The sequence below is a fragment of the Caballeronia sp. INDeC2 genome (assembly GCF_023631325.1).
Classification (GTDB): domain Bacteria; phylum Pseudomonadota; class Gammaproteobacteria; order Burkholderiales; family Burkholderiaceae; genus Caballeronia.
Genome location: NZ_JALQDG010000011.1, coordinates 20,984 through 47,466, shown reverse-complemented (window position 1 = coordinate 47,466; position 26,483 = coordinate 20,984). Strand labels below are relative to the sequence as shown.

The 26,483-nt window shown below is 61.9% G+C and carries 24 protein-coding genes and 1 tRNA gene; 24 read left to right on the top strand and 1 reads right to left on the bottom strand.

Translation table 11 applies throughout. The features are described 5' to 3' along the window. Positions 1 to 8 precede the first annotated feature (8 nt). From NCS28_RS08625 to NCS28_RS08605, 5 genes are all read left to right on the top strand, one after another. Positions 9 to 1,049: a microcin C ABC transporter permease YejB gene (locus NCS28_RS08625; protein ID WP_250513432.1), complete on the top strand. Its 1,041-nt coding sequence runs from the start codon at positions 9 to 11 to the stop codon at positions 1,047 to 1,049. A gap of 1 nt (position 1,050) precedes the next feature. Next, the gene (locus NCS28_RS08620) at positions 1,051 to 2,163 is read left to right on the top strand and encodes an ABC transporter permease (RefSeq protein ID WP_250513431.1); all 1,113 of its coding nucleotides are present in this window, start codon (positions 1,051 to 1,053) and stop codon (positions 2,161 to 2,163) included. Continuing rightward, the gene (locus NCS28_RS08615; protein WP_250513430.1) at positions 2,160 to 3,758 is read left to right on the top strand and encodes an ABC transporter ATP-binding protein; all 1,599 of its coding nucleotides are present in this window, start codon (positions 2,160 to 2,162) and stop codon (positions 3,756 to 3,758) included. The genes NCS28_RS08620 and NCS28_RS08615 overlap by 4 nt, the downstream gene beginning before the upstream one ends. A gap of 147 nt (positions 3,759 to 3,905) precedes the next feature. Next, a complete protein-coding gene (locus NCS28_RS08610; RefSeq protein WP_250513429.1) occupies positions 3,906 to 4,565 on the top strand; it encodes a C40 family peptidase in 660 nt (219 codons plus the stop codon). A 362-nt stretch (positions 4,566 to 4,927) separates the two neighbouring features. Then, positions 4,928 to 6,472, top strand: coding sequence for a 2-isopropylmalate synthase (locus tag NCS28_RS08605; protein ID WP_250513428.1), 1,545 nt, complete (start codon positions 4,928 to 4,930; stop codon positions 6,470 to 6,472). Positions 6,473 to 6,548: 76 nt separating this feature from the next. Here the strand turns inward: NCS28_RS08605 and NCS28_RS08600 are convergent, their stop codons facing one another. Beyond that, entirely contained in the window at positions 6,549 to 7,064 is a 516-nt protein-coding gene (locus NCS28_RS08600; protein WP_250513427.1) for a hypothetical protein, read from the bottom strand. A gap of 195 nt (positions 7,065 to 7,259) precedes the next feature. Between NCS28_RS08600 and NCS28_RS08595 the strand changes: the two genes are divergently transcribed. The 19 genes from NCS28_RS08595 (at position 7,260) to nuoL (ending at position 26,471) form a co-directional block, all read left to right on the top strand. Beyond that, positions 7,260 to 8,549 (top strand): branched-chain amino acid ABC transporter substrate-binding protein, encoded by a 1,290-nt coding sequence (locus NCS28_RS08595; RefSeq protein WP_250513426.1) that lies wholly within the window; start codon positions 7,260 to 7,262, stop codon positions 8,547 to 8,549. A 157-nt stretch (positions 8,550 to 8,706) separates the two neighbouring features. Continuing rightward, a complete protein-coding gene (gene rpsO / locus NCS28_RS08590; protein WP_250513425.1) occupies positions 8,707 to 8,976 on the top strand; it encodes a 30S ribosomal protein S15 in 270 nt (89 codons plus the stop codon). Between the two features lie 340 nt (positions 8,977 to 9,316). Continuing rightward, on the top strand, positions 9,317 to 11,446 hold the full coding sequence (pnp, locus tag NCS28_RS08585) for a polyribonucleotide nucleotidyltransferase (RefSeq protein WP_250513424.1): 2,130 nt from the start codon (positions 9,317 to 9,319) through the stop codon (positions 11,444 to 11,446). A 186-nt stretch (positions 11,447 to 11,632) separates the two neighbouring features. Further along, the gene (locus NCS28_RS08580; RefSeq protein ID WP_250513423.1) at positions 11,633 to 12,649 is read left to right on the top strand and encodes an NAD(P)H-quinone oxidoreductase; all 1,017 of its coding nucleotides are present in this window, start codon (positions 11,633 to 11,635) and stop codon (positions 12,647 to 12,649) included. Between the two features lie 166 nt (positions 12,650 to 12,815). After that, entirely contained in the window at positions 12,816 to 13,589 is a 774-nt protein-coding gene (tpiA, locus tag NCS28_RS08575) for a triose-phosphate isomerase (RefSeq protein WP_250513422.1), read from the top strand. 88 nt (positions 13,590 to 13,677) lie between these two features. Next, positions 13,678 to 14,046: a preprotein translocase subunit SecG gene (secG, locus tag NCS28_RS08570; RefSeq protein WP_250513421.1), complete on the top strand. Its 369-nt coding sequence runs from the start codon at positions 13,678 to 13,680 to the stop codon at positions 14,044 to 14,046. 127 nt (positions 14,047 to 14,173) lie between these two features. After that, positions 14,174 to 14,258, top strand: a tRNA-Leu gene (locus tag NCS28_RS08565). A 214-nt stretch (positions 14,259 to 14,472) separates the two neighbouring features. Then, positions 14,473 to 14,832, top strand: coding sequence for an NADH-quinone oxidoreductase subunit A (locus tag NCS28_RS08560; protein WP_008341784.1), 360 nt, complete (start codon positions 14,473 to 14,475; stop codon positions 14,830 to 14,832). A 61-nt stretch (positions 14,833 to 14,893) separates the two neighbouring features. After that, entirely contained in the window at positions 14,894 to 15,373 is a 480-nt protein-coding gene (locus NCS28_RS08555; protein WP_006052903.1) for a NuoB/complex I 20 kDa subunit family protein, read from the top strand. Between the two features lie 21 nt (positions 15,374 to 15,394). Continuing rightward, a complete protein-coding gene (locus tag NCS28_RS08550; protein WP_250513420.1) occupies positions 15,395 to 15,997 on the top strand; it encodes an NADH-quinone oxidoreductase subunit C in 603 nt (200 codons plus the stop codon). A gap of 9 nt (positions 15,998 to 16,006) precedes the next feature. Further along, entirely contained in the window at positions 16,007 to 17,260 is a 1,254-nt protein-coding gene (locus NCS28_RS08545) for an NADH-quinone oxidoreductase subunit D (protein ID WP_250513419.1), read from the top strand. Between the two features lie 152 nt (positions 17,261 to 17,412). Further along, positions 17,413 to 17,898 (top strand): NADH-quinone oxidoreductase subunit NuoE, encoded by a 486-nt coding sequence (nuoE, locus tag NCS28_RS08540; protein ID WP_061136112.1) that lies wholly within the window; start codon positions 17,413 to 17,415, stop codon positions 17,896 to 17,898. After that, complete coding sequence (nuoF, locus tag NCS28_RS08535; RefSeq protein ID WP_250513418.1) at positions 17,895 to 19,217, top strand: NADH-quinone oxidoreductase subunit NuoF; 1,323 nt, start codon at positions 17,895 to 17,897, stop codon at positions 19,215 to 19,217. The genes nuoE and nuoF overlap by 4 nt, the downstream gene beginning before the upstream one ends. A 51-nt stretch (positions 19,218 to 19,268) precedes the next feature. Then, positions 19,269 to 21,608: an NADH-quinone oxidoreductase subunit NuoG gene (gene nuoG, locus NCS28_RS08530; protein ID WP_250513417.1), complete on the top strand. Its 2,340-nt coding sequence runs from the start codon at positions 19,269 to 19,271 to the stop codon at positions 21,606 to 21,608. Positions 21,609 to 21,610: 2 nt separating this feature from the next. Beyond that, on the top strand, positions 21,611 to 22,675 hold the full coding sequence (gene nuoH, locus NCS28_RS08525) for an NADH-quinone oxidoreductase subunit NuoH (protein ID WP_250513416.1): 1,065 nt from the start codon (positions 21,611 to 21,613) through the stop codon (positions 22,673 to 22,675). Between the two features lie 24 nt (positions 22,676 to 22,699). Further along, positions 22,700 to 23,188, top strand: coding sequence for an NADH-quinone oxidoreductase subunit NuoI (gene nuoI, locus NCS28_RS08520; protein ID WP_008341734.1), 489 nt, complete (start codon positions 22,700 to 22,702; stop codon positions 23,186 to 23,188). A 174-nt stretch (positions 23,189 to 23,362) separates the two neighbouring features. Next, entirely contained in the window at positions 23,363 to 24,052 is a 690-nt protein-coding gene (locus tag NCS28_RS08515; RefSeq protein WP_250513415.1) for an NADH-quinone oxidoreductase subunit J, read from the top strand. Positions 24,053 to 24,072: 20 nt separating this feature from the next. Continuing rightward, positions 24,073 to 24,378, top strand: a complete 306-nt coding sequence (gene nuoK / locus NCS28_RS08510; protein WP_016345647.1) for an NADH-quinone oxidoreductase subunit NuoK — start codon at positions 24,073 to 24,075, stop codon at positions 24,376 to 24,378. 17 nt (positions 24,379 to 24,395) lie between these two features. After that, positions 24,396 to 26,471, top strand: coding sequence for an NADH-quinone oxidoreductase subunit L (nuoL, locus tag NCS28_RS08505; protein ID WP_250513414.1), 2,076 nt, complete (start codon positions 24,396 to 24,398; stop codon positions 26,469 to 26,471). The last annotated feature ends 12 nt before the right edge of the window (positions 26,472 to 26,483 follow it).

Below are 26,483 nucleotides of genomic sequence, written 5' to 3'. Positions count from 1 at the left end.
GGTGCGCCATGTGGAGCTACATCCTTAAACGCATTCTCTTGATGATCCCGACGCTCATCGGCGTATTGACGCTCACGTTCGTCGTGATTCAGTTCGTGCCGGGCGGTCCCGTCGAGCAGGCCGTGCACGATCTGCGGCGCGGTCAGTCCGAAGGCGGCGGCGGTTTCGGCCTGCGCACGCATACGGGCGTCGATGCGCAGCAGGTCGAACAGCTCAAGAAGCTCTATGGCTTCGACAAGCCGCCGCTGCAACGCTACTTTTTGATGCTCGGCAAATTCGCGCGCTTCGATCTCGGCGAGAGCTATTTCAGGCATCAGAGCGTGTGGTCGCTGATCGTGTCGAAGCTGCCGGTGTCGATCAGCATCGGCTTGTGGACCTTCTTCATCACATATCTGATATCGGTGCCGCTCGGTATCGCGAAGGCCGTCAGGAACGGCTCGAAGTTCGATGTCGCGACGAGTCTCGTCGTGCTCGTCGGCTTCGCGATTCCGGGCTTCGTGCTGGGCGTGCTGCTGCTCGTGCTCTTCGGCGGCGGATCGTTCTGGCAACTGTTTCCGCTGCGCAATCTCACGTCCGACAACTGGGCGACGCTTTCGCTCGGGGGCAAGATTCTCGACTATCTGTGGCACATCACGTTACCCGTGACGGCGTCGGTGGTCGGCAGTTTCGCCATCGTCACGATGCTCACGAAGAACGCGTTCCTCGACGAGATCCGCAAGCAATATGTGCTGACCGCGCGCGCGAAAGGCCTGAGCGAGCGGCGCGTGCTCTGGAAGCACGTGTTTCGCAATGCGCTGCTGCCGCTCATCGTCGGCTTTCCCGCGGCGTTCATCGGCGCGTTCTTCACGGGCAGTTTGCTGATCGAGACGCTGTTCTCGCTCGACGGGCTGGGCCTCCTCTCGTATGAATCCGTCGTGCGGCGCGACTATCCGGTCGTGCTCGGCACGCTCTATCTCTTCACGCTGATCGGTCTCGCGACGAAGCTCGTCTCGGATCTGTGTTACGTCTGGGTCGATCCGCGCATTCAATTCGAACAACTGGAGCGCTGACTTGAATCGAGCCGCTTCGTCGGAATCGTCACGGCGTGCCTCCGACGCGCAGCCGTTGCGCGAGCCGGTTTCGGTGCCGCCCGGGCGGCGCGTATGGCTGCGCTTCAAGCGCAACCGCCTGGGGTACTGGAGCCTCGTCCTCTTCATCGCGGCGTTCGTCATCAGCCTCGCGGGGCCGCTCTGGTCGAACGACAAGCCGCTCGTCGTGCGCTATCAGGGGCACATGTACTTCCCGCTCGTGAAGACTTATGCGGAGACGGCCTTCGGCGGCGATTTCCCGACGCCCGCCGATTATCTCGATCCCTTTGTGCGCGATCGATTCAGCGCGCCCGGCAACTTCGCGATCTATCCGCCGAATCACTACTACTACGACACGCTCAACTATTTCTCGAAAGGCTCGAACCCCGCGCCGCCTTCGCGCGAAAACTGGCTCGGCACCGACGATCGCGGCCGCGACGTGTTCGCGCGGCTGGTGTACGGCTTTCGCGTGTCGGTGCTGTTCGCGCTCGTGCTGACGGCGATCGGCACGATACTCGGCGTCGTCGCGGGCGCGGTTCAGGGTTATTTCGGCGGCAGGATCGATATCACCGGGCAGCGGCTGATCGAAATATGGAGCGCGTTGCCGGAGCTTTATTTGCTCATCATCTTCGCGTCGATCTTCGAGCCGAGCCTGATCCTGCTGATCATTCTGCTGTCGCTGTTCGGATGGATCGGGCTGTCGGATTACGTGCGCGCGGAGTTTCTGCGCAATCGCACGCAGGACTATGTGCGCGCCGCACGCGCGATGGGCCTGTCGAACTGGCAGATCATCTGGCGGCACGTGCTGCCCAATAGCCTCACGCCCGTCATCACGTTCCTGCCGTTTCGCATGAGCGGCGCGATTCTCGCGCTCACGAGCCTCGATTTTCTCGGTCTGGGCGTGCCGTCGCCGACGCCGTCGCTCGGCGAACTGCTCGCGCAGGGCAAAGCCAATCTCGACGCCTGGTGGATTTCGCTTTCGACGTTCGGCGTGCTCGTCGCCACGCTGCTTTTGCTGACGTTCATGGGCGATGCCCTGCGCAACGCGCTCGATACGCGCATTGCCGATGCGGTGAAAGCGGGAGGCGGGCAGTGAGCGAGCCGCTTCTTTCGATCGAAGACCTGCGCGTGCGTTTCGGCGACACGCTCGCCGTCGATGGCGTGAATCTCGATATCCGCGCGGGCGAGCGTGTGGCGCTCGTCGGCGAGTCGGGCTCGGGCAAGAGCGTGACGGCGCTGTCGATCCTGCGCCTCGTGCGCGATGCCGAGGTGACTGGCTCGATCCGCTTCGCCGGCGAGGAGTTGCTGTCTAAGAGCGAGCACGCGATGCGCGGTCTGCGCGGCTCCGACATCGCGATGATCTTTCAGGAGCCGATGACGGCGCTCAATCCGCTCTACACGGTCGGCGACCAGATCGGCGAGACGATCCAGTTGCACGACGGCACGAGCCCGCGCGAGGCGCGGCAACGCGCGATCGCGCTACTCGCGCGTACCGGCATCACCGAGCCGGAAAGGCGTGTGGACAACTATCCGCATCAGCTTTCGGGCGGGCAGCGCCAGCGCGTGATGATCGCGATGGCGCTCGCCTGCCGGCCGCGGCTTTTGCTCGCCGACGAGCCGACCACGGCGCTCGACGTGACGATCCGCGCGCAGATCGTCGACTTGCTGCTGGAACTTCAACGAGATGAAGCCGAGAAGCGCGGCATGGCGGTGCTGCTCATCACGCACGACCTGAACCTCGTGCGGCGCTTCGCGGAGCGCGTCGCGGTGATGGAGAAGGGCGTGCTGGTCGAAAGCGCTGTCGTCGGAGAGATTTTTACGTCGCCGCAGCATCCGTACACGAAGCGGCTGATGCAGAGCAAGCCGAAGCGCAACGTGCTGCCGGTGCTGCCGATCGCGCCGGTGCTGCTCGACGCGAAGGATGTGTCCGTCGATTACGCGACGCGCCTGCCTGGTTTCGCGGGCTGGTTCCGGCGCGGCCGCTTCAAGGCCGTCGACGACGTCTCGCTGACGGTGCGGCAGGGCGAGACGCTCGGCATCGTCGGGGAATCGGGTTCGGGCAAGTCCACGCTCGCGATGGCGCTGCTCGGCCTGCAACGCGTCTCCAACGGCACGGTGCAGTTCCGGGGCCGCGCGATCGGCGATTTTCGCGGACGCGAAAAAGCCGTGCTGCGCTCGAATCTGCAAGTTGTGTTTCAGGACCCGTTCAGTTCGCTGTCGCCGCGGCAGACGGTGGAGCGGATCGTCGGGGAAGGGCTCGCGCTGCATCGCCCGGAACTCGATGCGGCCGCGCGGCGCACGAAGGTAATCGCGGTGCTGCGCGAAGTCGGCATGGAGCGCGCGGCGCTCGATCGCTATCCGCATGAATTCTCTGGCGGGCAGCGGCAGCGCATCGCGATTGCGCGCGCGCTGGTGCTCGAACCGAGCATCCTGATCCTCGACGAACCGACGAGCGCACTCGATGTTTCCATTCAAACTCAAGTACTTGCACTCCTCGCGGACATTCAGAAGAAGCACAATCTCGGTTACGTTTTCATTAGCCATGACTTGCAGGTGATCGGCGCGATGGCGCATCGCGTCGCGGTCATGCGGAATGGTTTTGTCGTCGAGTCCGGCGAAGTAGAGAAGATTTTTGCGAACCCCTCTGACGAATACACAAGAAAGCTACTGAAAGCAGCCCTGAATTCCTAAAAATCTTTCTTTTTCACCAATTGGGTGCCCGTCTCAATTGTATTTTTCTATTTCTTTTGACAGTTAAATACTTTGTGGCTAGTATCCCTCCAAACTTTCACGTATCTCCCTGATTTCGCAGCTTTTAATTGTAAAACCTACCGACCGATGCAACCACTCACGTTGACTCAAGCATGCGCGCGCGCCGCCGCGGGTATGTTAATCGGCCTTCTGATGACAACAACTTCCGGCGCGTTCGCCGACGAAGTCAGCAGTAGCAGCCAAAATGCCAACAACGGCATTTTTCCGTCCAGTAAATCCGCTGACGCAACCAGCGCAGACGCCCCTAGCAATCCGGGCGGCGCGAAGTCCTTTCTGTCGGGCGTGGCGAGCAAGGCGGGCGACGTCGTCGTCGGCGCGCTCAACATGATCGGCGTGCGCTATCGCTGGGGCGGCAACACGCCGGATTCGGGCCTCGACTGCAGCGGCTTCGTACGCTACGTCTTCCAGGACACGCTCGGCATGACCTTGCCGCGCCGCGCCGAGGAAATGAGCCGCGTCGGAGAGAAGGTGACCGTCTCCGATCTGAAGCCGGGCGATCTCGTGTTCTTCAATACGATGCGCCGTTCGTTCTCTCACGTCGGCATCTATATCGGCGACAACAAGTTCGTGCATTCGCCGTCCACCGGCAGCACGATCCGCGTTGACGACATGGAAGACGGCTATTGGGAAAAGCGCTTCCAAGGCGCGCGCCGTATCGAGAACGCGCCTATCGGCGATGGCTCGGAACTGCGCCAGCGCGTGAGCGCGTCGATCGGCGGTTACTGATCGTCGCTTCGACATTCGAAAAAGCCTGCCTCCTTTTGGGACGCAGGCTTTTTTGTCTTTCAGCGCAATGGCGCGGCAAGTGGAACGTCAATCGGCGCGATCGGAAAGCCTCATTGCACGCGCCTCTAAAAGCCGTTATAGTTTTTGAATGAATTTTTTCTCGTTCCCCTTCTCGCTATTCCCGGCTGGTGCGTCGCTACACGCACTATCGCTGCTAGCGCGCCTACCGCGCTGATTCGTCTCGCCTCCCGTCTGCTCGTCTTTCAGGTTTTCGACGCCAGCGGTGGCGCGAACACCCGAATTCCCTTTTGCCTTATCGTCTTCCACCCAACAATCGATAAATCTCCCCACAGGAGCCCAACATGGCAGCAGACAAGTTGATCATTTTCGACACGACCTTGCGCGATGGCGAGCAGTCCCCCGGCGCGTCGATGACGAAGGAAGAGAAGATCCGCATCGCGAAGCAGCTGGAGCGCATGAAGGTCGACGTGATCGAGGCGGGCTTCGCCGCGAGCTCGAACGGCGATTTCGACGCGATCAACACCATCGCGTCGCTCGTGAAGGACAGCACGGTCTGCTCGCTCGCCCGCGCCAACGACAAGGACATCCAGCGCGCCGCCGACGCGTTGAAGCCCGCGAATCAGTTTCGCATTCACACGTTCATCGCCACGTCGGCGCTGCACATGGAAAAGAAGCTGCGCATGACGCCGGGGCAGGTCTACGATCAGGCGCGCCTGGCAGTGCGCTTCGCGCGCAAGTTCACCGATGACGTCGAGTTCTCGCCGGAAGACGGCAGCCGCTCGGATATCGATTTCCTCTGCCGCGTGCTCGAAGGGGTGATCGAGGAAGGCGCGCGCACGATCAACATCACGGATACGGTCGGTTACGGAATTCCGGAGCATTACGGCAATCTCGTCAAGACGCTGCGTGAGCGCGTGCCCAATTCCGACAAGGCCGTCTGGTCGGTTCACTGCCACGACGACCTCGGCCTCGCGGTCGCCAATTCGCTCGCGGGCGTGCAGATCGGCGGCGCGCGTCAGGTCGAGTGCACGATCAACGGTCTCGGCGAGCGCGCGGGCAATACGTCGCTCGAAGAAATCGTGATGGCCGTGAAGACGCGCAAGGACTACTTCGGCCTCGATCTCGGCATCGACACGTCGCAGATCGTTCCCACGTCCAAGCTCGTCTCGCAGATCACCGGTTTCGTCGTGCAGCCGAACAAGGCGGTCGTCGGCGCGAACGCGTTTGCACACGCGTCGGGCATCCACCAGGACGGCGTGCTGAAGGCGCGCGACACCTACGAAATCATGCGCGCCGAAGACGTGGGCTGGAGCGCGAACAAGATCGTGCTCGGCAAGCTGTCGGGCCGTAACGCGTTCAAGCAGCGTCTGGAAGAACTCGGCGTGACGCTCGAATCCGAAGCCGACGTGAACGCCGCATTCGCGCGCTTCAAGGACCTCGCCGACCGCAAGGCCGAAATCTTCGACGAAGACATCATGCAGATCGTCTCCGAGGAATCCGCCGAGGCGCAGGCGAAGGAGCACTTCCGCTTCGTGTCGATGAAGCAGCATTCGGAAACCGGCGAGCAGCCGCAGGCGACGGTCGTGTTCGCAGTCGAAGGCAGTGAAGTCACGGGCGAAGCGGGCGGCAACGGTCCCGTCGATGCGACGTTGCACGCGATCGAATCGAAGGTCGAGAGCGGCGCGGAACTCGTGCTGTACTCGGTCAACGCGATTACCACCGGCACGCAGGCGCAGGGCGAAGTGACGGTGCGTCTGTCGAAGAGCGGGCGAATCGTGAACGGCGTGGGCACGGATCCGGATATCGTCGCCGCGTCGGCGAAGGCGTATATCGCCGCGTTGAACAAGCTGCATTCGAAGGTCGAGAAGCTCAATCCGCAGCTTTGATTTGCGGGCGCGGTCTCGTCTGAAATGCAAAAAGCCCTCGCGAGAGGGCTTTATTCATGGCGCGGCGCGCATCCGCTCAGAACAGATTGCGCCGGTCGGGATCATGAAGCGGGTCGGGCGTTTTCTGCGTCATGCGCAAAATGCCCTGATCGTCGAAATAGAAGTTGTACATCAGGTACCAGATGTTCGCTTCCATATATCGATACGTCCACACTTCGCGCTTCATCAGCGGAAAGTACGACGTCTCCACCGGCCGGCCGAAGTTCACGAGCACGTCCTTTCTCGTCCACGTGCCGATCTGCGCCTTGTAGAACTCGTTCTCGTCGAGCACCTGTCTGACGTTGACGATTTTGCCGGATGCGTCGATATCGGCGGCGGTGGTGAATTCGCCGAGCGGTTGCGTCGGCCACATCAGGCGCTTGCCGCCGTCGGGCAAATCGTAGACTTCGCGCGGCGGGCCGAGGCGCGCGGTGATCGTCGATGCATCCGCGCCGGCCTGATAGTTCTGCCACGGCTGCGCGCAGGCCGACAGAAGGAGCGCGACGCCCGCGCATGCAAGCGATGCGCGCATGCGGTTGAGTTTGTGCAGCATTGAAGCCTCCACGTGCTTGCTCCTCGCGGCGGCGAGCAGCGTTTATTCGATGTTTCCCGTGATTTTGACACGCGCGCGCGGCAAAACATTCGCCGATACGTCGCGGTATTCGAGCGGATGTGTCGGCAATGCCGGACTTGCGCGGCGCGCCCGCCGCGGCCTATGATCCGCGCTTTCGGCGGATCGGCGGAACCCATGAAGAAAGGAATCGGCGTGCGCGCGACGCGATGGCTGCGCACCGTAGCATCGGCGTGTTTCGCGTTGTCTTTGACGGCGAATGCGGCCGATTTGCCGCCCATCAAGCTCGGGTTGATCGAGGGCATTTCCGGCCCGTTCGCGAACGCGGGCTCGATGGTCGAGCGCAATCTGCGCTTCGGCGTCGAGCGCGTGAACGCGCAGGGCGGCGTGAAGCTCGCCGACGGCATGCATCCGCTGCAACTCGTCGTGCTCGACGGCAAGGGCAGCAGCGAGGCGAGTCTCGTGCAACTGCGCGCGGCGATCGACGACGGAATCGGCTTCGTCATGCAGGGCAACAGCTCGGCGGTGGCGGCGGCGCTCGTCGCGGCGATCGACAAGCAGAACACGCGCGAACCGGATCGCCGCGTGCTCTTTCTCAATTACTCCGCCGACGATCCCGCGCTCACCAACGACGCGTGCAGTTTTTGGCATTTCCGTTTCGACGCCCACGCCGGTATGCGCATGGACGCGCTCGCCGACGCGTTGAAGGACGATCGCGCGGTCAGGAAGGTTTATCTGCTGAATCAAGATTACAGCTTCGGCCATGACGTGAGCCGCGAGGCGCAGCGCGCGCTCAAGGAGCGGCGACCGGACATCGCGATTGCGGGCGACGAGTTTCATCCGATCGGCCGCGTGAAGGACTTCGCCCCTTACATCGCCAAAATTCGTTCGAGCGGGGCGGACGCCGTGATCACCGGCAACTGGGGCAACGATCTGACGCTGCTGGTGAAGGCGGCGCGCGAGCAGGGCCTCGACACGAAGTTCTACACGTTCTACGGAAACAGTCTGGGCGCGCCGGCCGCGCTCGGCGACGCCGGCGTGAAGCGCGTGATCGCGGTCGCGGACTGGCATCCAAATGTGGGCGGCGCGGCGTCGGACGCTTATTACCGCGCGTTCCGCGCCCGCTATCCCGCCGCAGCGGACGATTACCTCGTCGCGCGCATGCCGCTGATGATCGAAATGCTTGCCTCGGCGATGACGCGCGCGGGAAGCGCAAACCCGCTCGCGGTGGCGCGCGCGCTGGAGGGGATGAAGTTCGACGGTGAAAGCTTCCACGCGATGACCATGCGCGCCGACGATCATCAGGTGATCCAGTCCCTTTACGTCATGGAAATGGACAAGGCAGGCGCGAAAGGCGTCGCGCTCGATAACGAAGGCTCTGGCTACGGCTTTCGCACGCTGCTCGCCGTTCCCGCCGACAAGACAGTCCCGCCGACGATCTGCAGGATGACGCGCCCGGCACGTTAGATGTGATCCGCGCCTGCCGGACCCTGTCTCCGGCGGCGCGCGCTATGTTATACTTTGTGCTTCGTCTTCGGCTTCAACTTAGGCGAAATCCGAAATTGGCAAACCCACGGCACGGCCTTTCTTCCGTGACCGCCTGTCTGTATCAAAGGAAAAGCAAATGTCCGTAGCAGAAATCAAGAAGTCCGACATCGTCGCAGAATACGCGCGCGGCACCAACGACACCGGCTCCCCCGAAGTGCAAGTCGCACTGCTGACGAGCCGCATCAACGAACTCACCCTCCACTTCAAGTCGCACTCGAAGGATCATCATAGCCGCCGCGGTCTGCTGCGCATGGTGAGCCGCCGTCGCAAGCTGCTCGACTACCTGAAGGGCAAGGATGCGGATCGTTACCGCTCGCTGATCGAAAAGCTGGGTCTGCGCAAGTAATTGTCGTCAGACGGCCGCCGTTAGAACGAAGTGCCTGTGTCAGTCCGCTGATACAGGCACTTTGTTTTTGTACGTCCGGCCATGAAGTGGTGCGCGATCGCATTTTCATCGGTCGGCACGTCGTAGTTCGTAGTGAGTGATTTCGGCAGTTCATCGCTTTTACCCGGATGCATCATCCGGTTCGACACCCGGTCCGGCCTCGCGGCAGAGCTTTGTGTCATTCCAGCGCGGCGCGCGCGTCGGCAGGCCCCGCGCTGGAATGGCATAACACACCTCTCAAGCGTGGCCCGCGACCGCCCCAGCCAGCGCCAGACGACCGGCGCGGCGCAACGTAGAAGGAGTGACAATGTTCAATAAAATCGTCAAAGAATTTAAGTGGGGACAACACAATGTCCGTCTGGAAACGGGCGAAATCGCTCGTCAGGCAAGCGGCGCGGTGATCGTCGATGTCGAAGACACCGTCGTGCTCGCGACCGTCGTCGGCGCAAAGACCGCCAAGCCGGGCCAGGACTTCTTCCCGCTGACCGTCGATTACCTCGAAAAGACCTACGCCGCAGGCAAGATCCCCGGCGGCTTCTTCCGCCGCGAAGGCCGTCCGTCGGAAGGCGAAACGCTTATCTCGCGCCTGATCGACCGACCGCTCCGTCCGCTCTTCCCGGAAGGCTTCTATAACGAAGTGCAGGTCGTCATCCACGTCCTGTCGCTGAATCCGGACGTTCCGGCCGATATTCCCGCGCTGATCGGCGCATCGGCCGCGCTCGCCGTGTCGGGCTTGCCGTTCAATGGTCCGGTCGGCGCGGCGCGCGTCGCATACATCAACAACGAGTACGTGCTGAACCCGACGCGTCCGCAAATGAAGGAATCGGCGCTCGATCTCGTCGTCGCCGGTACGGAACGCGCGGTGCTGATGGTCGAATCGGAAGCGCAGCAGCTCTCCGAAGAAGTGATGCTCGGCGCGGTCGTGTTCGGCCACGAGCAGATGCAGACGGCCATCGACGCGATCCATGAACTCGTTCGCGAAGGCGGCAAGCCCGAGTGGGACTGGCAGCCGGCGCCGAAGAACGAAGCGCTCATCTCGCGCGTCACGGAAATCGCCAAGCCGGAACTCGAAGCGGCCTACCAGCTGCGCAACAAGCAGGCGCGTTCGGCCAAGCTGAAGGAAGTCTACGCGGCGACCTCGGCGAAGCTCGCCGAGGAAGCAGTAGTGGCCGATGCGGCAACCATCGGCAACGTGTTGTTCGACATCGAAGCGAAGATCGTCCGTTCGCAGATCCTGAACGGCGAGCCGCGCATCGACGGCCGCGACACGCGCACGGTGCGCCCGATCGAAATCCGCACGGGCGTATTGCCGCGCACGCACGGTTCGGCGCTCTTCACGCGCGGCGAGACGCAGGCGCTGGTCGTCGCGACGCTCGGCACCAAGGGCGACGAGCAGAACATCGACGCGCTCGAAGGCGAATACCGCGAGCGCTTCATGCTCCACTACAACATGCCCCCGTTCGCGACGGGCGAAACCGGCCGCGTCGGTTCGCCCAAGCGCCGTGAAATCGGTCATGGCCGACTGGCCAAGCGCGCGCTGGTCGCGTGCCTGCCGAGTGCTGACGAATTCGGCTACTCGATCCGAGTCGTGTCGGAAATCACGGAATCGAACGGTTCGTCGTCGATGGCTTCGGTGTGCGGCGGCTGCCTCGCGCTGATGGACGCCGGCGTGCCGATGAAGGCGCACGTCGCGGGCATCGCGATGGGCTTGATCCTCGAAGGCAACAAGTTCGCGGTTCTGACCGACATCCTCGGCGACGAAGATCACCTCGGCGACATGGACTTCAAGGTGGCCGGCACGGCGCAAGGCGTGACCGCGCTGCAGATGGACATCAAGATCCAGGGCATCACGAAGGAAATCATGCAGGTCGCGCTCGCGCAGGCGAAGGAAGGCCGCATGCACATCCTCGGCAAGATGACGGCCGCGGTTCCGCACACCAACACGGAACTGTCCGACTACGCGCCGCGCATGATCACCATCAAGATCAATCCGGAAAAGATCCGCGACGTGATCGGCAAGGGCGGCTCGGTGATCCGCGCGCTGACGGAAGAGACCGGCACGACCATCGACATTTCGGACGACGGCGTCGTGACGATCGCGAGCACGAGCGCTGAAGGCATGGCCGACGCGAAGAAGCGCATCGAGAACATCACGGCCGAAGTGGAAGTCGGCCAGGTCTACGAAGGCCCGGTGCTCAAGCTGCTCGACTTCGGCGCGATCGTGAACATCCTGCCGGGCAAGGACGGTCTGCTGCACATCTCGGAGATCGTCAACGAGCGCGTGAAGGACATCAACGACTACCTGAAGGAAGGCCAGATCGTGAAGGTCAAGGTCATCCAGACGGACGAAAAGGGTCGTGTGCGTCTTTCGGCGAAGGCGCTTCTGAACGAAGCGGCGCAACAGGCGGAACCCACGCACCCGCAGCAGTAATGCGGTAATGTGTAGACGGCCGGCCGCTGATGCGAGCCGGCCGTTTTCATGTATGACGCTTCGGATGCTATGCATTGTCGGATGCGTCATCGGACTCGATGGCAGTGTGGAGCGTAATTGCGTCACGCGCGCGCAGTGCCATCCGGTTCGAATGCACACTGACTCCGGTCGGCACAGGGAGAGGATATGAAGGCCATCGAAATCACCGAGTTTGGCGCACCCGAAGTCCTGAAACTGGGCGAACGTCCGACGCCCGCGCCCGGCAAGTGCGAAGTCTTGATCAAGGTGGCCGCTTCCGGCGTCAACCGCCCGGACGTGTTCCAGCGCAAGGGCGCGTATGCGCCGCCGCCGGGCGCATCGGACCTGCCGGGGCTGGAGGTGGCGGGTGAAATCGTCGATGGCGATTTCGACCCCAGGCACAACCCGTTCGGTCTGAAAAAAGGCGATCGCGTGTGCGCGCTGCTCGCGGGCGGCGGTTATGCCGAATATGCGGTGGCGCCGCTCGAACAATGTCTGCCGGTGCCGAAGGGCTTGTCGGATATCGAGGCCGCATCGTTGCCGGAGACGTTCTTCACGGTCTGGAGCAACGTGTTCGAGCGCGCTCAGTTAGGCGCCGGCGAGAACGGCGCGGAAGAGACGCTGCTCGTGCAGGGCGGTTCGAGCGGCATCGGCGTGACGGCGATTCAGATTGCAAAGGCGCTCGGCTTTCGCGTGTTCGCCACGGCCGGCACCGACGAAAAATGCCGCGCGTGCGAAGCGCTCGGCGCGGAACGCGCGATCAACTACAAGACGGAAGATTTCGTCGAAGTGGTGAAGTCGCTAACGAACGACCGCGGCGTCGACGTGATTCTCGACATGGTCGCCGGCGACTATCTGCCGCGCGAGCTCAAGGCGCTGGCCGACGGCGGCCGCATCTGCGTGATCGCGCTGCTGGGCGGGGCCAAGGCGGAGATCAATCTGAACGACGTGCTGCGCCGGCGTCTCGTCATCACCGGTTCGACGCTGCGTCCGCGTCCGGTCGCATTCAAGGCGAAGCTCGCCGCGAAGCTGAAGGAGCGCGTCTGGCCGGAAATCGAGGCGGGGCGCATCAAGCCGGTGATCCACGAGGTATTCCCGGCGCACGAGGCCGCCGCCGCGCATACGCTGATGGAAAGCAGCGCGCACGTCGGCAAGATCGTGCTCGACTGGCGCGAGGACGCGTGAGGTTTTCATGCGGATTGCGGCGTTTCACGTTGCGTCCGCTTTTAGCGGTTTGACCGGTTTCGTCGTAACACAGTAAAATCGCCTGTTTTGCAAGCAGTTTGCAGTTCGTCGCGGTTCATTTTATAACAAGGCGGCTCTTGCAAGTCGCCGTCGACTGACGAGACATATGTCCAGAGAACGAGCGAAACTGGTGGTGGGCAACTGGAAGATGCACGGTCGCATCGGTGACAACGCGACCTTGCTGACCGAAGTCGCCGCAGGGGCATCGGCTTTGCAAAAGGGCGTGCGTGTCGGAGTGTGCGTGCCGTGTCCTTATCTCGCGCAATCGCAGGCGCTTCTGAGCGGCTCGGTCGTGCAATGGGGCATTCAGGACGTGTCGGCGCATACGGGCGGCGCGTTCACGGGGGAAGTCGCGGCGGAGATGGCGGCGGATTTCGGCGTCACGTATGCAATCGTCGGGCATTCTGAGCGACGCGCGTATCATCGCGAAAGTCCAGAACTCGTCGCGTCGAAAGCGCAACGTGCGATCGAAGCAGGGCTCACGCCGATCGTCTGTGTCGGCGAAACGCTCGACGAGCGGCAAGCGGGTACGACCGAGCAGATCATCGGCACGCAACTCGAAGCCGTGTTGACGATTCTGACGGAAAAGCAGGCGGCGGGCATCGTGGTCGCGTACGAGCCGGTCTGGGCGATCGGCACGGGCAAGACGGCGCGCCCCGGACAGGCACAGGACGTTCACGCGTTCCTGCGTCACAAGCTGCTGGAGAAGGGTGCATCGGTAGGGAGCGTGCCGCTTCTGTATGGCGGCAGCGTGAAGCCTGAAAATGCGGAAGAGTTGTTCGGGCAAAAGGACATCGACGGCGGGCTGATCGGCGGCGCGTCGTTGAAGTCGAAAGATTTTTTGGCGATCTGCCGGGCGGCGCAAACCGTGACGCATTGAGCGTTCAACGACAAGCGGGCAGGGCAGGCGAACGAGCATAGTGCGACACGAAGGTGTCACGGAAATATCAGGGATCGGGTGAGTTGAAATGCTGTATTTGAAGACATTGATTATCGTTGTCCAACTGTTGTCGGCGCTGGGCGTCATTGGCCTCGTGCTGCTTCAGCATGGCAAGGGCGCGGACATGGGCGCGGCGTTCGGCAGCGGCGCATCGGGCAGTCTGTTCGGCGCGACGGGTTCGGCCAATTTTTTGTCGCGCACCACGGCGGTTCTCGCGGCGGTCTTTTTCGTCACGACGCTGACGCTGACTTACCTCGGAAGCTACAAGCCGCGGACGTCGGCGGGCGTGCTCGGCGGCGCCGCATCCGTGCCCGCATCTGCTCCGGCAGCAGCGGCTTCGGCGCCTGCTTCCGCGCCGGTCGCATCGTCGGCTCCGGGCGCTGACGTCCCCAAATAACGACAGAACGAATTTTTCGCATAATTTGCATTTTGTGCGTTGAACAATTCGTAGGCGCCAGTTATAATTCAAGTCTTGAAGCGATTCGCGGCAATTTAGAAGTAGTTTTCCCGGATTGCAGTACAGTGCCGACGTGGTGAAATTGGTAGACACGCTATCTTGAGGGGGTAGTGGCGAAAGCTGTGCGAGTTCGAGTCTCGCCGTCGGCACCAAAGTTATCCAATGCCAGCCGCTTGCATCGCTTCGGCTGGCATTGTCACTTCTGGAGTACCCTTACATTTTCACAGCGGCATCGACAGCGTCAAAGCGGTTGTCACAGTGTGCTGATATCGTGAGCGGTCCCAAGTGAATTCTCCCGCCGGGTGGTCCGTCCCGGCTGAAGGCCCCAATCAATAACAGACCACATCTACCGATCAGAGGATAGCCTTGAACCTCGCACCCTATTACCCCGTCTTCTTGTTTCTTCTAGTGGGCCTTGGTTTAGGTATTGCGTTGGTCAGCATCGGCAAGATTCTCGGTCCGAACAAGCCCGACACAGAGAAGAATGCGCCGTACGAGTGCGGCTTCGAAGCCTTCGAAGACGCGCGTATGAAGTTCGATGTGCGTTACTATCTCGTCGCGATTCTTTTCATCATTTTCGACCTTGAGACGGCGTTCCTGTTCCCGTGGGGTGTCTCCCTGCGCGATATCGGCTGGCCCGGCTTCATCGCGATGATGATTTTTCTGCTCGAATTTTTACTCGGTTTCGCCTACATCTGGAGAAAAGGCGGACTCGACTGGGAATGACAGTTAGATCACCGGATTCATGGGCGGCTTTGGCTGGCTGCTCATCTGGAGTGGAAAACAAATGAGTATCGAAGGGGTCTTGAAGGAAGGCTTTGTCACCACCACGGCTGACAAGCTCATCAACTGGACGCGCACCGGCTCCCTGTGGCCGATGACGTTCGGTCTCGCGTGCTGTGCGGTCGAGATGATGCACGCGGGCGCTGCCCGTTACGACCTGGACCGTTTCGGCGTGGTGTTTCGTCCGAGTCCGCGCCAGTCCGACGTGATGATCGTCGCCGGGACGCTGTGCAACAAGATGGCGCCCGCGCTTCGTAAGGTGTACGACCAGATGGCCGAGCCGCGTTGGGTCATCTCCATGGGTTCGTGCGCGAACGGCGGTGGCTACTACCACTATTCATATTCCGTCGTGCGCGGTTGCGACCGGATCGTGCCCGTCGACGTGTACGTTCCGGGTTGTCCCCCGACCGCCGAAGCGCTGGTCTACGGCGTGATCCAGTTGCAGGCGAAGATTCGCCGCACCAACACCATCGCCCGTCAGTAAGGGCCTGAGTCTCCCCAAACTATGGCAAGCAAACTCGAGACCCTCAAAGCGAACCTCGAGACGGCGTTTGGCGACCGTCTCCAGAGCATCACGGAGTCGCTGGGTCAGGTGACGGTCGTCGTCAAGGCGGCCAACTATCTGGACGTCTGCAAGCAGCTGCGCGATGACCCGTCGCTGCGCTTCGAGCAGCTCATGGATCTCGCCGGCGTCGACTATTCGACCTATGGCGACGGCGTCTACGACGGTCCGCGTTTCGCGGCCGTGAGCCATCTTCTCTCGATCACGAACAACTGGCGCGTGCGCGTGCGCGTGTTCGCCCCGGACGACGAAGTGCCCATCGTGCCTTCGGTGGTCGATATCTGGACGTCGGCGAACTGGTACGAGCGCGAAGCGTTCGACCTGTACGGCATCGTGTTCGAAGGCCATCCCGACCTGCGCCGCATTCTCACGGACTATGGCTTTATCGGCCATCCGTTCCGCAAGGACTTCCCGGTCTCCGGCTACGTGGAAATGCGCTACGACCCGGAAGAGAGGCGCGTGGTCTATCAGCCCGTGACGATCGAACCGCGCGAAATCACGCCGCGCGTGATCCGCGAAGATCGCTATGGCGGTCTGAAACATTAAGAGAACGCCATGGCAGAGATCAAGAATTACACGCTGAACTTTGGCCCGCAGCACCCGGCAGCGCACGGGGTGCTGCGTCTCGTGCTGGAACTCGACGGCGAAGTGATCCAGCGCGCGGACCCGCACATCGGTCTGCTGCATCGCGCGACCGAGAAGCTGGCCGAGACCAAGACTTTCCTGCAATCCGTGCCCTACATGGACCGTCTCGACTACGTGTCGATGATGGTCAACGAGCACGGTTACGTGATGGCCATCGAAAAGCTGCTCGGCATCGACGTGCCCATTCGCGCGAAGTACATCCGCGTGCTGTTCGACGAAATCACGCGCGTGCTGAATCACCTCATGTGGATCGGCTCGCACGCGCTCGACGTCGGCGCGATGGCGGTGTTCCTCTATGCGTTCCGCGAGCGCGAAGATCTGATGGACGTCTACGAGGCGGTGTCGGGCGCGCGCATGCACGCGGCTTACTATCGTCCGGGCGGCGTCTATCGCGATCTGCCGGACGCGATGCCGCAATACAAGGCATCGAAGATCCGCAACGCGAAAGCGCTCGACAAGATGAACGAGAACCGTCAAGGTTCGTTGCTCGACTTCATCGAGGACTTCTTCAATCGCTTCCCGCGTTGTGTCGACGAGTACGAAACGCTGCTCACCGACAACCGCATCTGGAAGCAGCGTCTCGTGGGCATCGGCGTGGTGAGCCCGGAGCGCGCGTTGCAGATGGGTCTGTCCGGCGCGATGCTGCGTGGCTCGGGCATCGAGTGGGACTTGCGCAAGAAGCAGCCGTACGAAGTGTACGACCAGCTCGACTTCGATATCCCCGTCGGCGTGAACGGCGATTGCTACGACCGTTATCTGGTGCGCGTGGAAGAAATGCGCCAGTCCACCCGCATCGCCGAACAGTGCATTGCGTGGCTGCGCAAGAATCCCGGCCCTGTGATGGTCGATAATCACAAGGTTGCGCCGCCTTCGCGCGTCGGCATGAAGAGCAACATGGAAGAGCTGATTCACCACTTCAAGCTCTTCACGGAAGGCTTCCACGTGCCGGAAGGCGAAACGTACGCGGCGGTCGAGCATCCGAAGGGCGAGTTCGGCATCTACCTGATTTCGGATGGCGCGAACAAGCCGTATCGCCTGAAGATTCGCGCGCCGGGCTATGCGCACCTCGCATCGCTCGACGAAATGGCGCGAGGCCACATGATCGCCGACGCTGTGACGATCATCGGTACGCAAGACATCGTGTTCGGCGAGATCGATCGCTGATTTCATCGCCGCCTGCACGGCGCGCTCGTCGAGCCGCCGTTCATGGAAATGCGAACGCAATAACAGGAACCCGCAGGAACGCCAGGTCTGCCGCAACATGAAGGGCGCGGCAGGTTTTCGTTCGGTAGGAATTGAAAGAGTCGTGTCTGAAAATGATCTCAGCTGAAGGCCTGAAAGAAATCGATCGCGCGGTCGCGAAGTATCCCGCCGAGCAAAAGCAATCGGCGGTGATGGCGGCGCTCGCTGTCGCTCAGGAAGAGCATGGTTGGCTCTCGCCCGACGTCATGCAGTTCGTGGCCGATTACCTGAGCATGCCGCCCGTCGCGGTGCAGGAAGTCGCCACGTTCTACACCATGTACGAGTTGAAGCCGGTCGGTAAGCACAAGATCACGCTCTGCACGAATCTGCCCTGCCAGCTCGGGCCGGACGGCGGTTCGGACAGCGCTGCCGAGTATCTCAAGCAGAAGCTTGGAATCGATTTCGGCGAGACGACCGCGGACGGCAAGTTCACGCTGAAGGAAGGCGAGTGCTTCGGCGCATGCGGCGACGCACCCGTGATGCTCGTGAACAACCATCGCATGTGCAGTTTCATGAGCCGCGAGAAGATCGACCAGTTGATCGAGGAACTTTCGAAATGACGTCACTCCACGATCGTCACATCAAGCCGCTGATCCTCGCTGGCCTCAACGGCGAGAACTGGCATCTCGAGGATTACGTCGCGCGCGGCGGCTACAAGCAACTGCGCCGCATTCTCGAAGAGAAGATCCCCGCCGAGCAGGTTATTGCCGACGTCAAGGCGTCGGGTCTGCGCGGCCGCGGCGGCGCGGGCTTCCCGACGGGCCTCAAGTGGAGCTTCATGCCGCGTCAGTTCCCGGGGCAGAAGTATCTCGTCTGCAACTCGGACGAAGGCGAGCCGGGCACGTTCAAGGATCGCGACATCCTGCGCTGGAATCCGCATGCGCTGATCGAAGGCATGGCCATTGGCGCGTACGCGATGGGCATCACCGTCGGCTACAACTATATCCACGGCGAGATTTTCGAAGTCTATCGGGTGTTCGAAGCGGCGCTCGAAGAAGCGCGCGCGGCCGGTTATCTCGGCGCGAACATCCTCGGCTCGGGTTTCTCGTTCGAGCTGTATGCGCATCATGGTTACGGCGCGTATATCTGCGGCGAAGAAACGGCGCTGCTCGAATCGCTGGAAGGCAAGAAGGGCCAGCCGCGCTTCAAGCCGCCGTTCCCGGCGAGTTTCGGTGTGTACGGCAAACCGACCACCATCAACAACACCGAGACCTTCGCGGCCGTGCCGTTCCTGCTGGAAATCGGCCCGCAAAATTATCTCGAGCTCGGCAAGCCGAACAACGGCGGCACGAAGATCTTCTCCGTGTCCGGCGACGTCAATCGTCCGGGCAACTATGAAATTCCGCTCGGCACGCCGTTCTCGACGCTGATGGAACTGGCGGGTGGCGTGCGCGGGAAGTCGATCAAGGCCGTGATTCCGGGTGGCTCGTCCGCGCCGGTCGTGCCGGGCGACATGATGCTCGCGACCGACATGGACTACGACTCGATCGCGAAGGCCGGCTCGATGCTGGGTTCGGGCGCGGTGATCGTGATGAACGAAACGCGCTGCATGGTGCGCTCGCTGCTGCGCCTGTCGTACTTCTACTATGAGGAGTCGTGCGGCCAGTGCACGCCTTGCCGCGAAGGCACCGGCTGGCTGTATCGCGTGGTGCATCGTATCGAGCATGGTCTCGGCCGGAAGGAAGATCTGGATCTGCTCAACTCGGTCGCCGAGAACATCATGGGCCGCACGATCTGCGCGCTCGGCGATGCGGCGGCGATGCCCGTGCGCGGCATGCTCAAGCACTTCTGGGACGAATTCGAATATCACGTCGAGCACAAGCACTGTCTCGTCGGCGGGCATGCGCATCACGCGCGCACCGAAGCGCTTACCGCGTAATCAGGCGCGCAGTCAGATGCGCGAGACAAGGGTTGAGGATCTCTATCCATCATGGTTGAACTAGAAATTGACGGCAAGACGGTCGAGGTGCCCGAAGGCAGCATGGTGATCCAGGCTGCGCATAAGGTCGATACTTACATTCCTCACTTCTGCTATCACAAGAAGCTTTCGATCGCGGCGAACTGCCGGATGTGCCTGGTCGAAGTCGAAAAGATGCCGAAGGCCGTTCCCGCCTGCGCGACGCCCGTGTCGGCTGGCATGATCGTGCGCACCACCTCCGACAAGGCCGTGAAGGCCCAGCAGTCGGTGATGGAATTCCTGCTCATCAATCACCCGCTCGATTGCCCGATCTGCGATCAGGGCGGCGAGTGCCAGTTGCAGGATCTGGCTGTCGGTTACGGCAAGTCGCAGTCGCGCTATAGCGAAGAAAAGCGCGTCGTCTTCCACAAGAACGTCGGCCCGCTCATCTCGATGGAAGAGATGTCGCGCTGCATCCACTGCACGCGCTGCGTGCGCTTCGGCCAGGAAGTCGCCGGCGTGATGGAACTCGGCATGCTGGGCCGCGGCGAGCATTCCGAGATCACGTCGTTCGTCGGCAAGACGGTGGATTCAGAGCTCTCGGGCAACATGATCGACCTGTGCCCGGTCGGCGCTCTGACGAGCAAGCCGTTCCGCTACAGCGCACGTACGTGGGAGCTGTCGCGCCGCAAGTCGGTGAGCCCGCACGATTCCGTCGGCGCGAACCTCGTCGTGCAGGTGAAGAATAATCGTGTGATGCGCGTTCTGCCGATGGAGAACGAGGCCATCAACGAATGCTGGATCTCGGACAAGGACCGCTTCTCGTACGAAGGCCTGAATAGCGAGGAGCGTCTCACCACGCCGATGCTCAAACAAGGCGGCAACTGGATCGAAACCGACTGGCAGACCGCGCTCGAATACGTGGCGAAGGGTCTGAAGGGCATCAAGGCGGATCATGGCGCGAACGCCATCGCCGCACTGGCCACGCCGCACAGCACGGTCGAAGAACTGCATCTGCTAAAGCAGCTGGCTGAAGGCGTCGGTACACCGAACGTCGACTTCCGGCTGCGTCAGAGCGATTTCTCGGCGCCGGTCGGCATCGGTGCGCCGTGGCTCGGCACAAAGATCGCGGATCTGTCGACCATCGACACGGCATTTGTGATCGGCTCGTTCCTGCGCCGCGATCATCCGCTGTTCGCCGCGCGTCTGCGTCAGGCAGCGAAGAACGGCGCGATGATTACGTTCCTCAACGCCAGCAACGACGACTCGCTGATTCCGACCGCGCATCGTCTGGTCGCCGCGCCTTCCGCCTGGCTCGATCAGCTTGCGAGCATCGCGGCGGCGGTGGCCGAAGCGCGCGGCGTCGCGCTGCCGGATGCGTTCGCGGGCCGCGAAGCGTCGGCTGCGGCGAAGGATGTCGCGGCATCGCTGTCGGCGGGCGAAGAGCGCGTGGTGCTGCTCGGCAACCTCGCGGTTCAGCATCCGGACTTCGCACAGATTCAGGCGGCGGCCCAATGGATCGCCGACAATACCGGCGCGACGCTCGGCTTCCTCACGGAAGGCGCGAACTCGGTTGGCGCGCATCTCGTCGATGCCTTGCCGGGCGACGGCGGTCTCAATGCACGCGAAGTGTTCGAGCAGCCGCGCAAGGGCTATGTGCTGCTGAACGCCGAACCCGAATTCGACACGGCCAATCCGGCGCAGGCCATCGCCGCGCTGAAGGCGGCGGAAATGGTCGTCGTGATGTCGCCGTTCCGGCACGGTCTGGGTTACGCGGACGTGCTGCTGCCGATCGCGCCGTTCACGGAAACGTCGGGCACGTTCGTCAACGCTGAAGGCACGGCGCAGTCGTTCAACGGCGTCGTGCGGGCGCTGGGCGACACGCGTCCGGGCTGGAAGGTGCTGCGCGTGCTGGGCACGATCCTCGGCCTGCCGGGCTTCGAGTTCGACACGGCCGAAGAAGTGCGCATCGCCGCACTCGGCACGGGTGAGCTGACCGCGCGTCTGTCGAACAAGACGTCGGTGGAAGCGAAGCGCGCCGCATCGAATATCACGCTGAACGGCAGCGGCCTGCAGCGTCTCGCCGACGTGCCGATCTATCACGCCGATGCACTCGTGCGCCGCGCGCCGTCGCTGCATCTGACGGCGGCCGCACGCGACGCGAACGTCGCCGGTCTGCCGACCGCGCTCTTCGACAAGCTCGGTCTGAAGGACGGCGAAGCAGTGCGTATCAAGCAAGGCAATCTGTCGGTGACGTTGCCCGCGGTCCGCGACGCGAATCTGGCGGAGTCGGTGGTCCGCGTGTCGGCGGGCACGACGGCTGGCGCCGCGCTCGGCGGCCTGTTCGGTGAACTGGTAGTGGAGAAGGCGTAAAAATGGGCTTGTTCGATACGATCAACGCAGGCGGCACGCAGCTTCTTGGCGTCGCATGGCCGACGGTGTGGGCGGTCGTCCGCATCCTCGTGGTTTCGGTGGTCATCCTGCTGTGCGTGGCGTACCTGATTCTTTGGGAACGCAAGCTCATCGGCTGGATGCACGTGCGTCTCGGCCCGAATCGCGTCGGTCCCGCGGGCTTGCTGCAGCCGATCGCGGACGTGCTGAAGCTTCTGCTCAAGGAGGTCATCCAGCCGACGCAGGCGAGCAAATGGATCTACGTAATCGCGCCGATCATGACCGTGGTGCCCGCGTTCGCAGTGTGGGCGGTGATTCCGTTTCAGGCGCAGGCAGTGCTCGGCGACATCAACGCCGGTCTGCTGTATGTGATGGCCATCTCGTCCATCGGCGTGTACGGCGTGATTCTCGCGGGCTGGGCGTCGAACTCGAAGTACGCGTTCCTCGGCGCGATGCGCGCCGCGGCGCAGATGGTGTCCTACGAAATCTCGATGGGCTTCGCGCTCGTCGTGGTGCTGATGGTCGCGGGCACGTTGAACATGTCAGACATCGTGCACTCGCAACAGCGCGGCATCTTCGCAGGCTGGGGCGTCAACTTCCTGTCATGGAACTGGCTGCCGCTTCTGCCGATGTTCGTCGTGTACTTCATCTCGGGCATCGCTGAAACGAACCGTCACCCGTTCGATGTGGTGGAAGGCGAATCGGAAATCGTCGCGGGTCACATGATCGATTACTCGGGCATGGCGTTCGCGCTGTTCTTCCTCGCCGAGTACATCAACATGATCGTGATCTCCGCTATCGCGACGACGCTGTTCCTCGGCGGCTGGGATGCGCCGTTCGGCTTCCTGTCGTTCATTCCGGGCGTATTCTGGTTCGTTTTCAAAGTTTTCCTGCTGCTGTCGGTGTTCATCTGGGCGCGCGCGACTTTCCCGCGTTACCGTTACGACCAGATCATGCGCCTCGGCTGGAAGGTGTTCCTGCCGGTGTCGGTGATCTGGGTGGTCGTTGTCGGCTTCTGGATCATGTCGCCGCTCAACATCTGGAAGTAAGAGACAAGAGCGGACGAAATCATCATGAACGCAATTCAGAACTTCTTCAAAACCTTCTTCCTCACCGAGCTGCTGAAGGGTCTGGCGCTGACGGGCCGTTACACGTTCCAGCGCAAGATCACGGTGCAGTTCCCGGAAGAAAAGACCCCGATCTCGCCGCGATTCCGCGGTCTGCACGCGCTGCGCCGGTATGAGAACGGCGAAGAGCGCTGCATCGCCTGCAAGCTGTGCGAAGCGGTGTGCCCGGCGATGGCGATCACGATCGAATCGGAAACGCGCGCGGACAACACCCGTCGCACGACGCGTTATGACATCGACCTGACCAAGTGCATTTTCTGCGGTTTCTGCGAAGAGAGCTGCCCGGTCGATTCGATCGTCGAGACGCACATTCTCGAATATCACGGCGAAAAGCGCGGCGACCTGTACTTCACGAAGGACATGCTGCTTGCGGTGGGCGATCGTTACGAAACGGAAATCGCCGCTTCGAAGGCGGCGGACGCGCCTTATCGTTGATATGAGTTCGATGCCGGAACCGTGCGTTTCGGCATCGCGCCAGAGCGATTTTGTTGTTGCTGTTTGGCACACTGCGGCGCGCGCCGAGGCCATGTTCTGTCCGTTCAAAGGAAGAACGAGCCACGAGCGCCGACACACCATGCCTGATGATGGCCTAACGATGAACCGGTAATCATGGAATTCACAACCGTACTGTTCTATATCTTCGCGCTGTTGCTGACCGTGTCGGCGCTGAAGGTGATCACCTCGCGCAACCCGGTGTCATCCGCGCTCTTCCTCGTGCTCGCGTTCTTCAACGCGGCCGCGATCTGGATGCTGCTGCAAGCCGAATTCCTCGCGATTCTGCTGGTTCTCGTGTACGTGGGCGCCGTGATGGTGCTGTTCCTCTTCGTCGTGATGATGCTCGACATCAACATCGATGTCCTGCGGCGGGATTTCAAGCGCTTCGTGCCGCTCGCGAGCATCGTCGGCGCGATCATCGTGATCGAGACGGCGCTGATCCTGTGGCACGGCTACGGCGCGACGACGACCCCGCTGCGCGACGCATCGGCCGGCGCGGGCGTCTCGGGCGCGGCGCTGATGCCGAACACGCAGCTGATCGGCAAGGTCATCTACACCGACTACATCTTCGCGTTCGAAATTGCGGGCCTCGTGCTGCTGGTCGCGATCATCGCGGCGATCTCGCTCACGATCCGCGACAAGAAGGACAAGAAGACGCAAACCGTCAGCCAGCAAGTCAAGGTGCGCGCGCAAGACCGCGTGCGCATCGTGAAGATGAAGTCCGAGACAGAGGCGCCGGACGCCGCTACGGAACCTGCCGTGACCGGAAACATCGGCGCGGGCACGGTCGACAACAAGGGCTGAGCGCGAAGGAGAAATCGAATATGTTGAGTCTTGCCCATTACCTCGTGCTCGGCGCGATCCTGTTTGCGATCAGCATCGTCGGCATCTTCCTGAACCGGCGCAACATCATCATCATCCTGATGGCCATCGAATTGATGCTGCTCGCGGTGAACACCAATTTCGTCGCGTTCTCGCACTATCTGGGCGACGTGCACGGCCAGATTTTCGTGTTCTTCGTGCTGACCGTGGCTGCGGCTGAAGCCGCGATCGGTCTCGCGATTCTCGTGACCCTGTTCCGTAGCCTCGACACGATCAACGTCGAGGACCTCGATCAGCTCAAAGGTTAATTTCAGGCTAGGCTGTTATGTCCACGACACTCAATGAAAACCTCCTGCTCGCGGTTCCGCTGGCGCCGCTGGCCGGCTCGCTGATCGCAGGGCTATTCGGGAAGGCGGTGGGGCGCAAGGGTTCGCATCGCATCACGATCCTCGGCGTCTTCATCTCGTTCATTCTTTCGGCGATCGTCTTCAACGACGTGATGCATGGCGCGAGCTTCAACGCGACCATCTACGAATGGATGAACGTCGGCACGCTCAAGATGGAAGTCGGCTTCCTGGTCGACTCGCTCACGGCCATGATGATGGTCATCGTGACCTTCGTCTCGCTGATGGTGCACATCTACACGATCGGCTACATGGCGGACGAGGAAGTGGGCTACGAGCGCTTCTTCTCGTACATTTCGCTGTTCACGTTCTCGATGCTGATGCTCGTCATGAGCAACAACTTCCTGCAGCTCTTCTTCGGCTGGGAAGCGGTGGGTCTCGTATCGTACCTGCTGATCGGCTTCTACTTCACGCGTGAGAGCGCGATCTACGCCAACATGAAGGCGTTCATCGTGAACCGCGTGGGCGACTTCGGCTTTCTGCTGGGCATCGGCCTGTTGCTCGCGTTTTCCGGTTCGCTGAATTACGGGGATGTGTTCGCGCAAGGCGACAAACTCGCGACCATGACGTTCCCCGGCACGCAATGGGGCCTGCTGACGGTCGCGTGCATTTGCCTCTTCATCGGCGCGATGGGCAAGTCAGCGCAGTTCCCGCTGCACGTCTGGCTGCCAGATTCGATGGAAGGCCCGACGCCGATCTCCGCGCTGATTCATGCGGCGACCATGGTGACGGCCGGCATTTTCATGGTGACGCGCATGTCGCCGCTCTTCGAGCATTCCGACGCGGCGCTCTCGTTCGTCACGGTGATCGGGGCGATCACGGCCTTGTTCATGGGCTTTCTCGGCGTGGTCCAGAACGACATCAAGCGTGTGGTCGCGTACTCCACGCTTTCGCAGCTCGGCTACATGACGGTTGCGCTCGGCGTATCGGCGTATCCGGTCGCCGTGTTCCACCTCGGCACGCACGCGTTCTTCAAGGCGTTGCTGTTCCTCGGCGCGGGCTCGGTCATCATCGGCATGCACCACGATCAGGACATGCGCAACATGGGCGGTCTGCGCAAATACATGCCGATCACCTGGATCACGTCGCTGATCGGTTCGCTCGCGCTGATCGGCACACCGTTCTTCTCGGGCTTCTACTCGAAGGACTCGATCATCGAAGCGGTGAAGTACTCGCATCTGGCGGGCTCGGGCTTCGCGTACTTCGCGGTGGTGGCGAGCGTGTTCGTCACGTCGCTGTACTCGTTCCGCATGTATTTCATGGTCTTTCACGGCGATGAGCGCTTCCGCGGTCCGAAGCATCCCGACTCGCCGATGGGCCAGGCCGAGGCGCACGGCCACGGTCACGACGCGCACGGTCATCATGATGACCATGGTCACGGTCACGCTCACGCTCACGTGCCGCACGAAACCCCCTGGGTGGTGACGCTGCCGCTCGTGCTGCTCGCGATTCCGTCGATCATCATCGGCGCGATCATGATCGGCCCGATGATCTACGGCGACTTCTTCTCGCACGGCGTGGTGTTCGACAAGGTCATCTTCATCGGCGAGAACCACGAAGGCCTGAAGGAAATGGCCGGGGAGTTCCACGGCTGGGCCGCGATGGCGCTGCACGGCATCATCACGCCGGGTCCGGTGTGGCTCGCGGCACTGGGCGTGATCGTCGCGTGGTTCTTCTACATGAAGCGTCCGGATCTGCCGGCGGTCGTCGCCAAGACCTTCCGTCCGATCTACGTGCTGCTCGACAACAAGTACTACTGCGACAAGATCAACGAGGTCGTGTTCGCGAAGGGCGCGGTCGCCATCGGCCGCGGTCTGTGGAAAGAGGGCGATGTGGTCGTCATCGACGGCATCGTCAACGGCAGTGCGCGGTTCATGGGCTGGTTCGCCGGTGTGATCCGCTTCCTTCAATCCGGTTACATCTATCACTACGCGTTCGCCATGATTATCGGCATGTTGGGGCTCTTGACCCTGTTTGTGACGCTCGGCGGCAAATAAGGCGAGGGATCC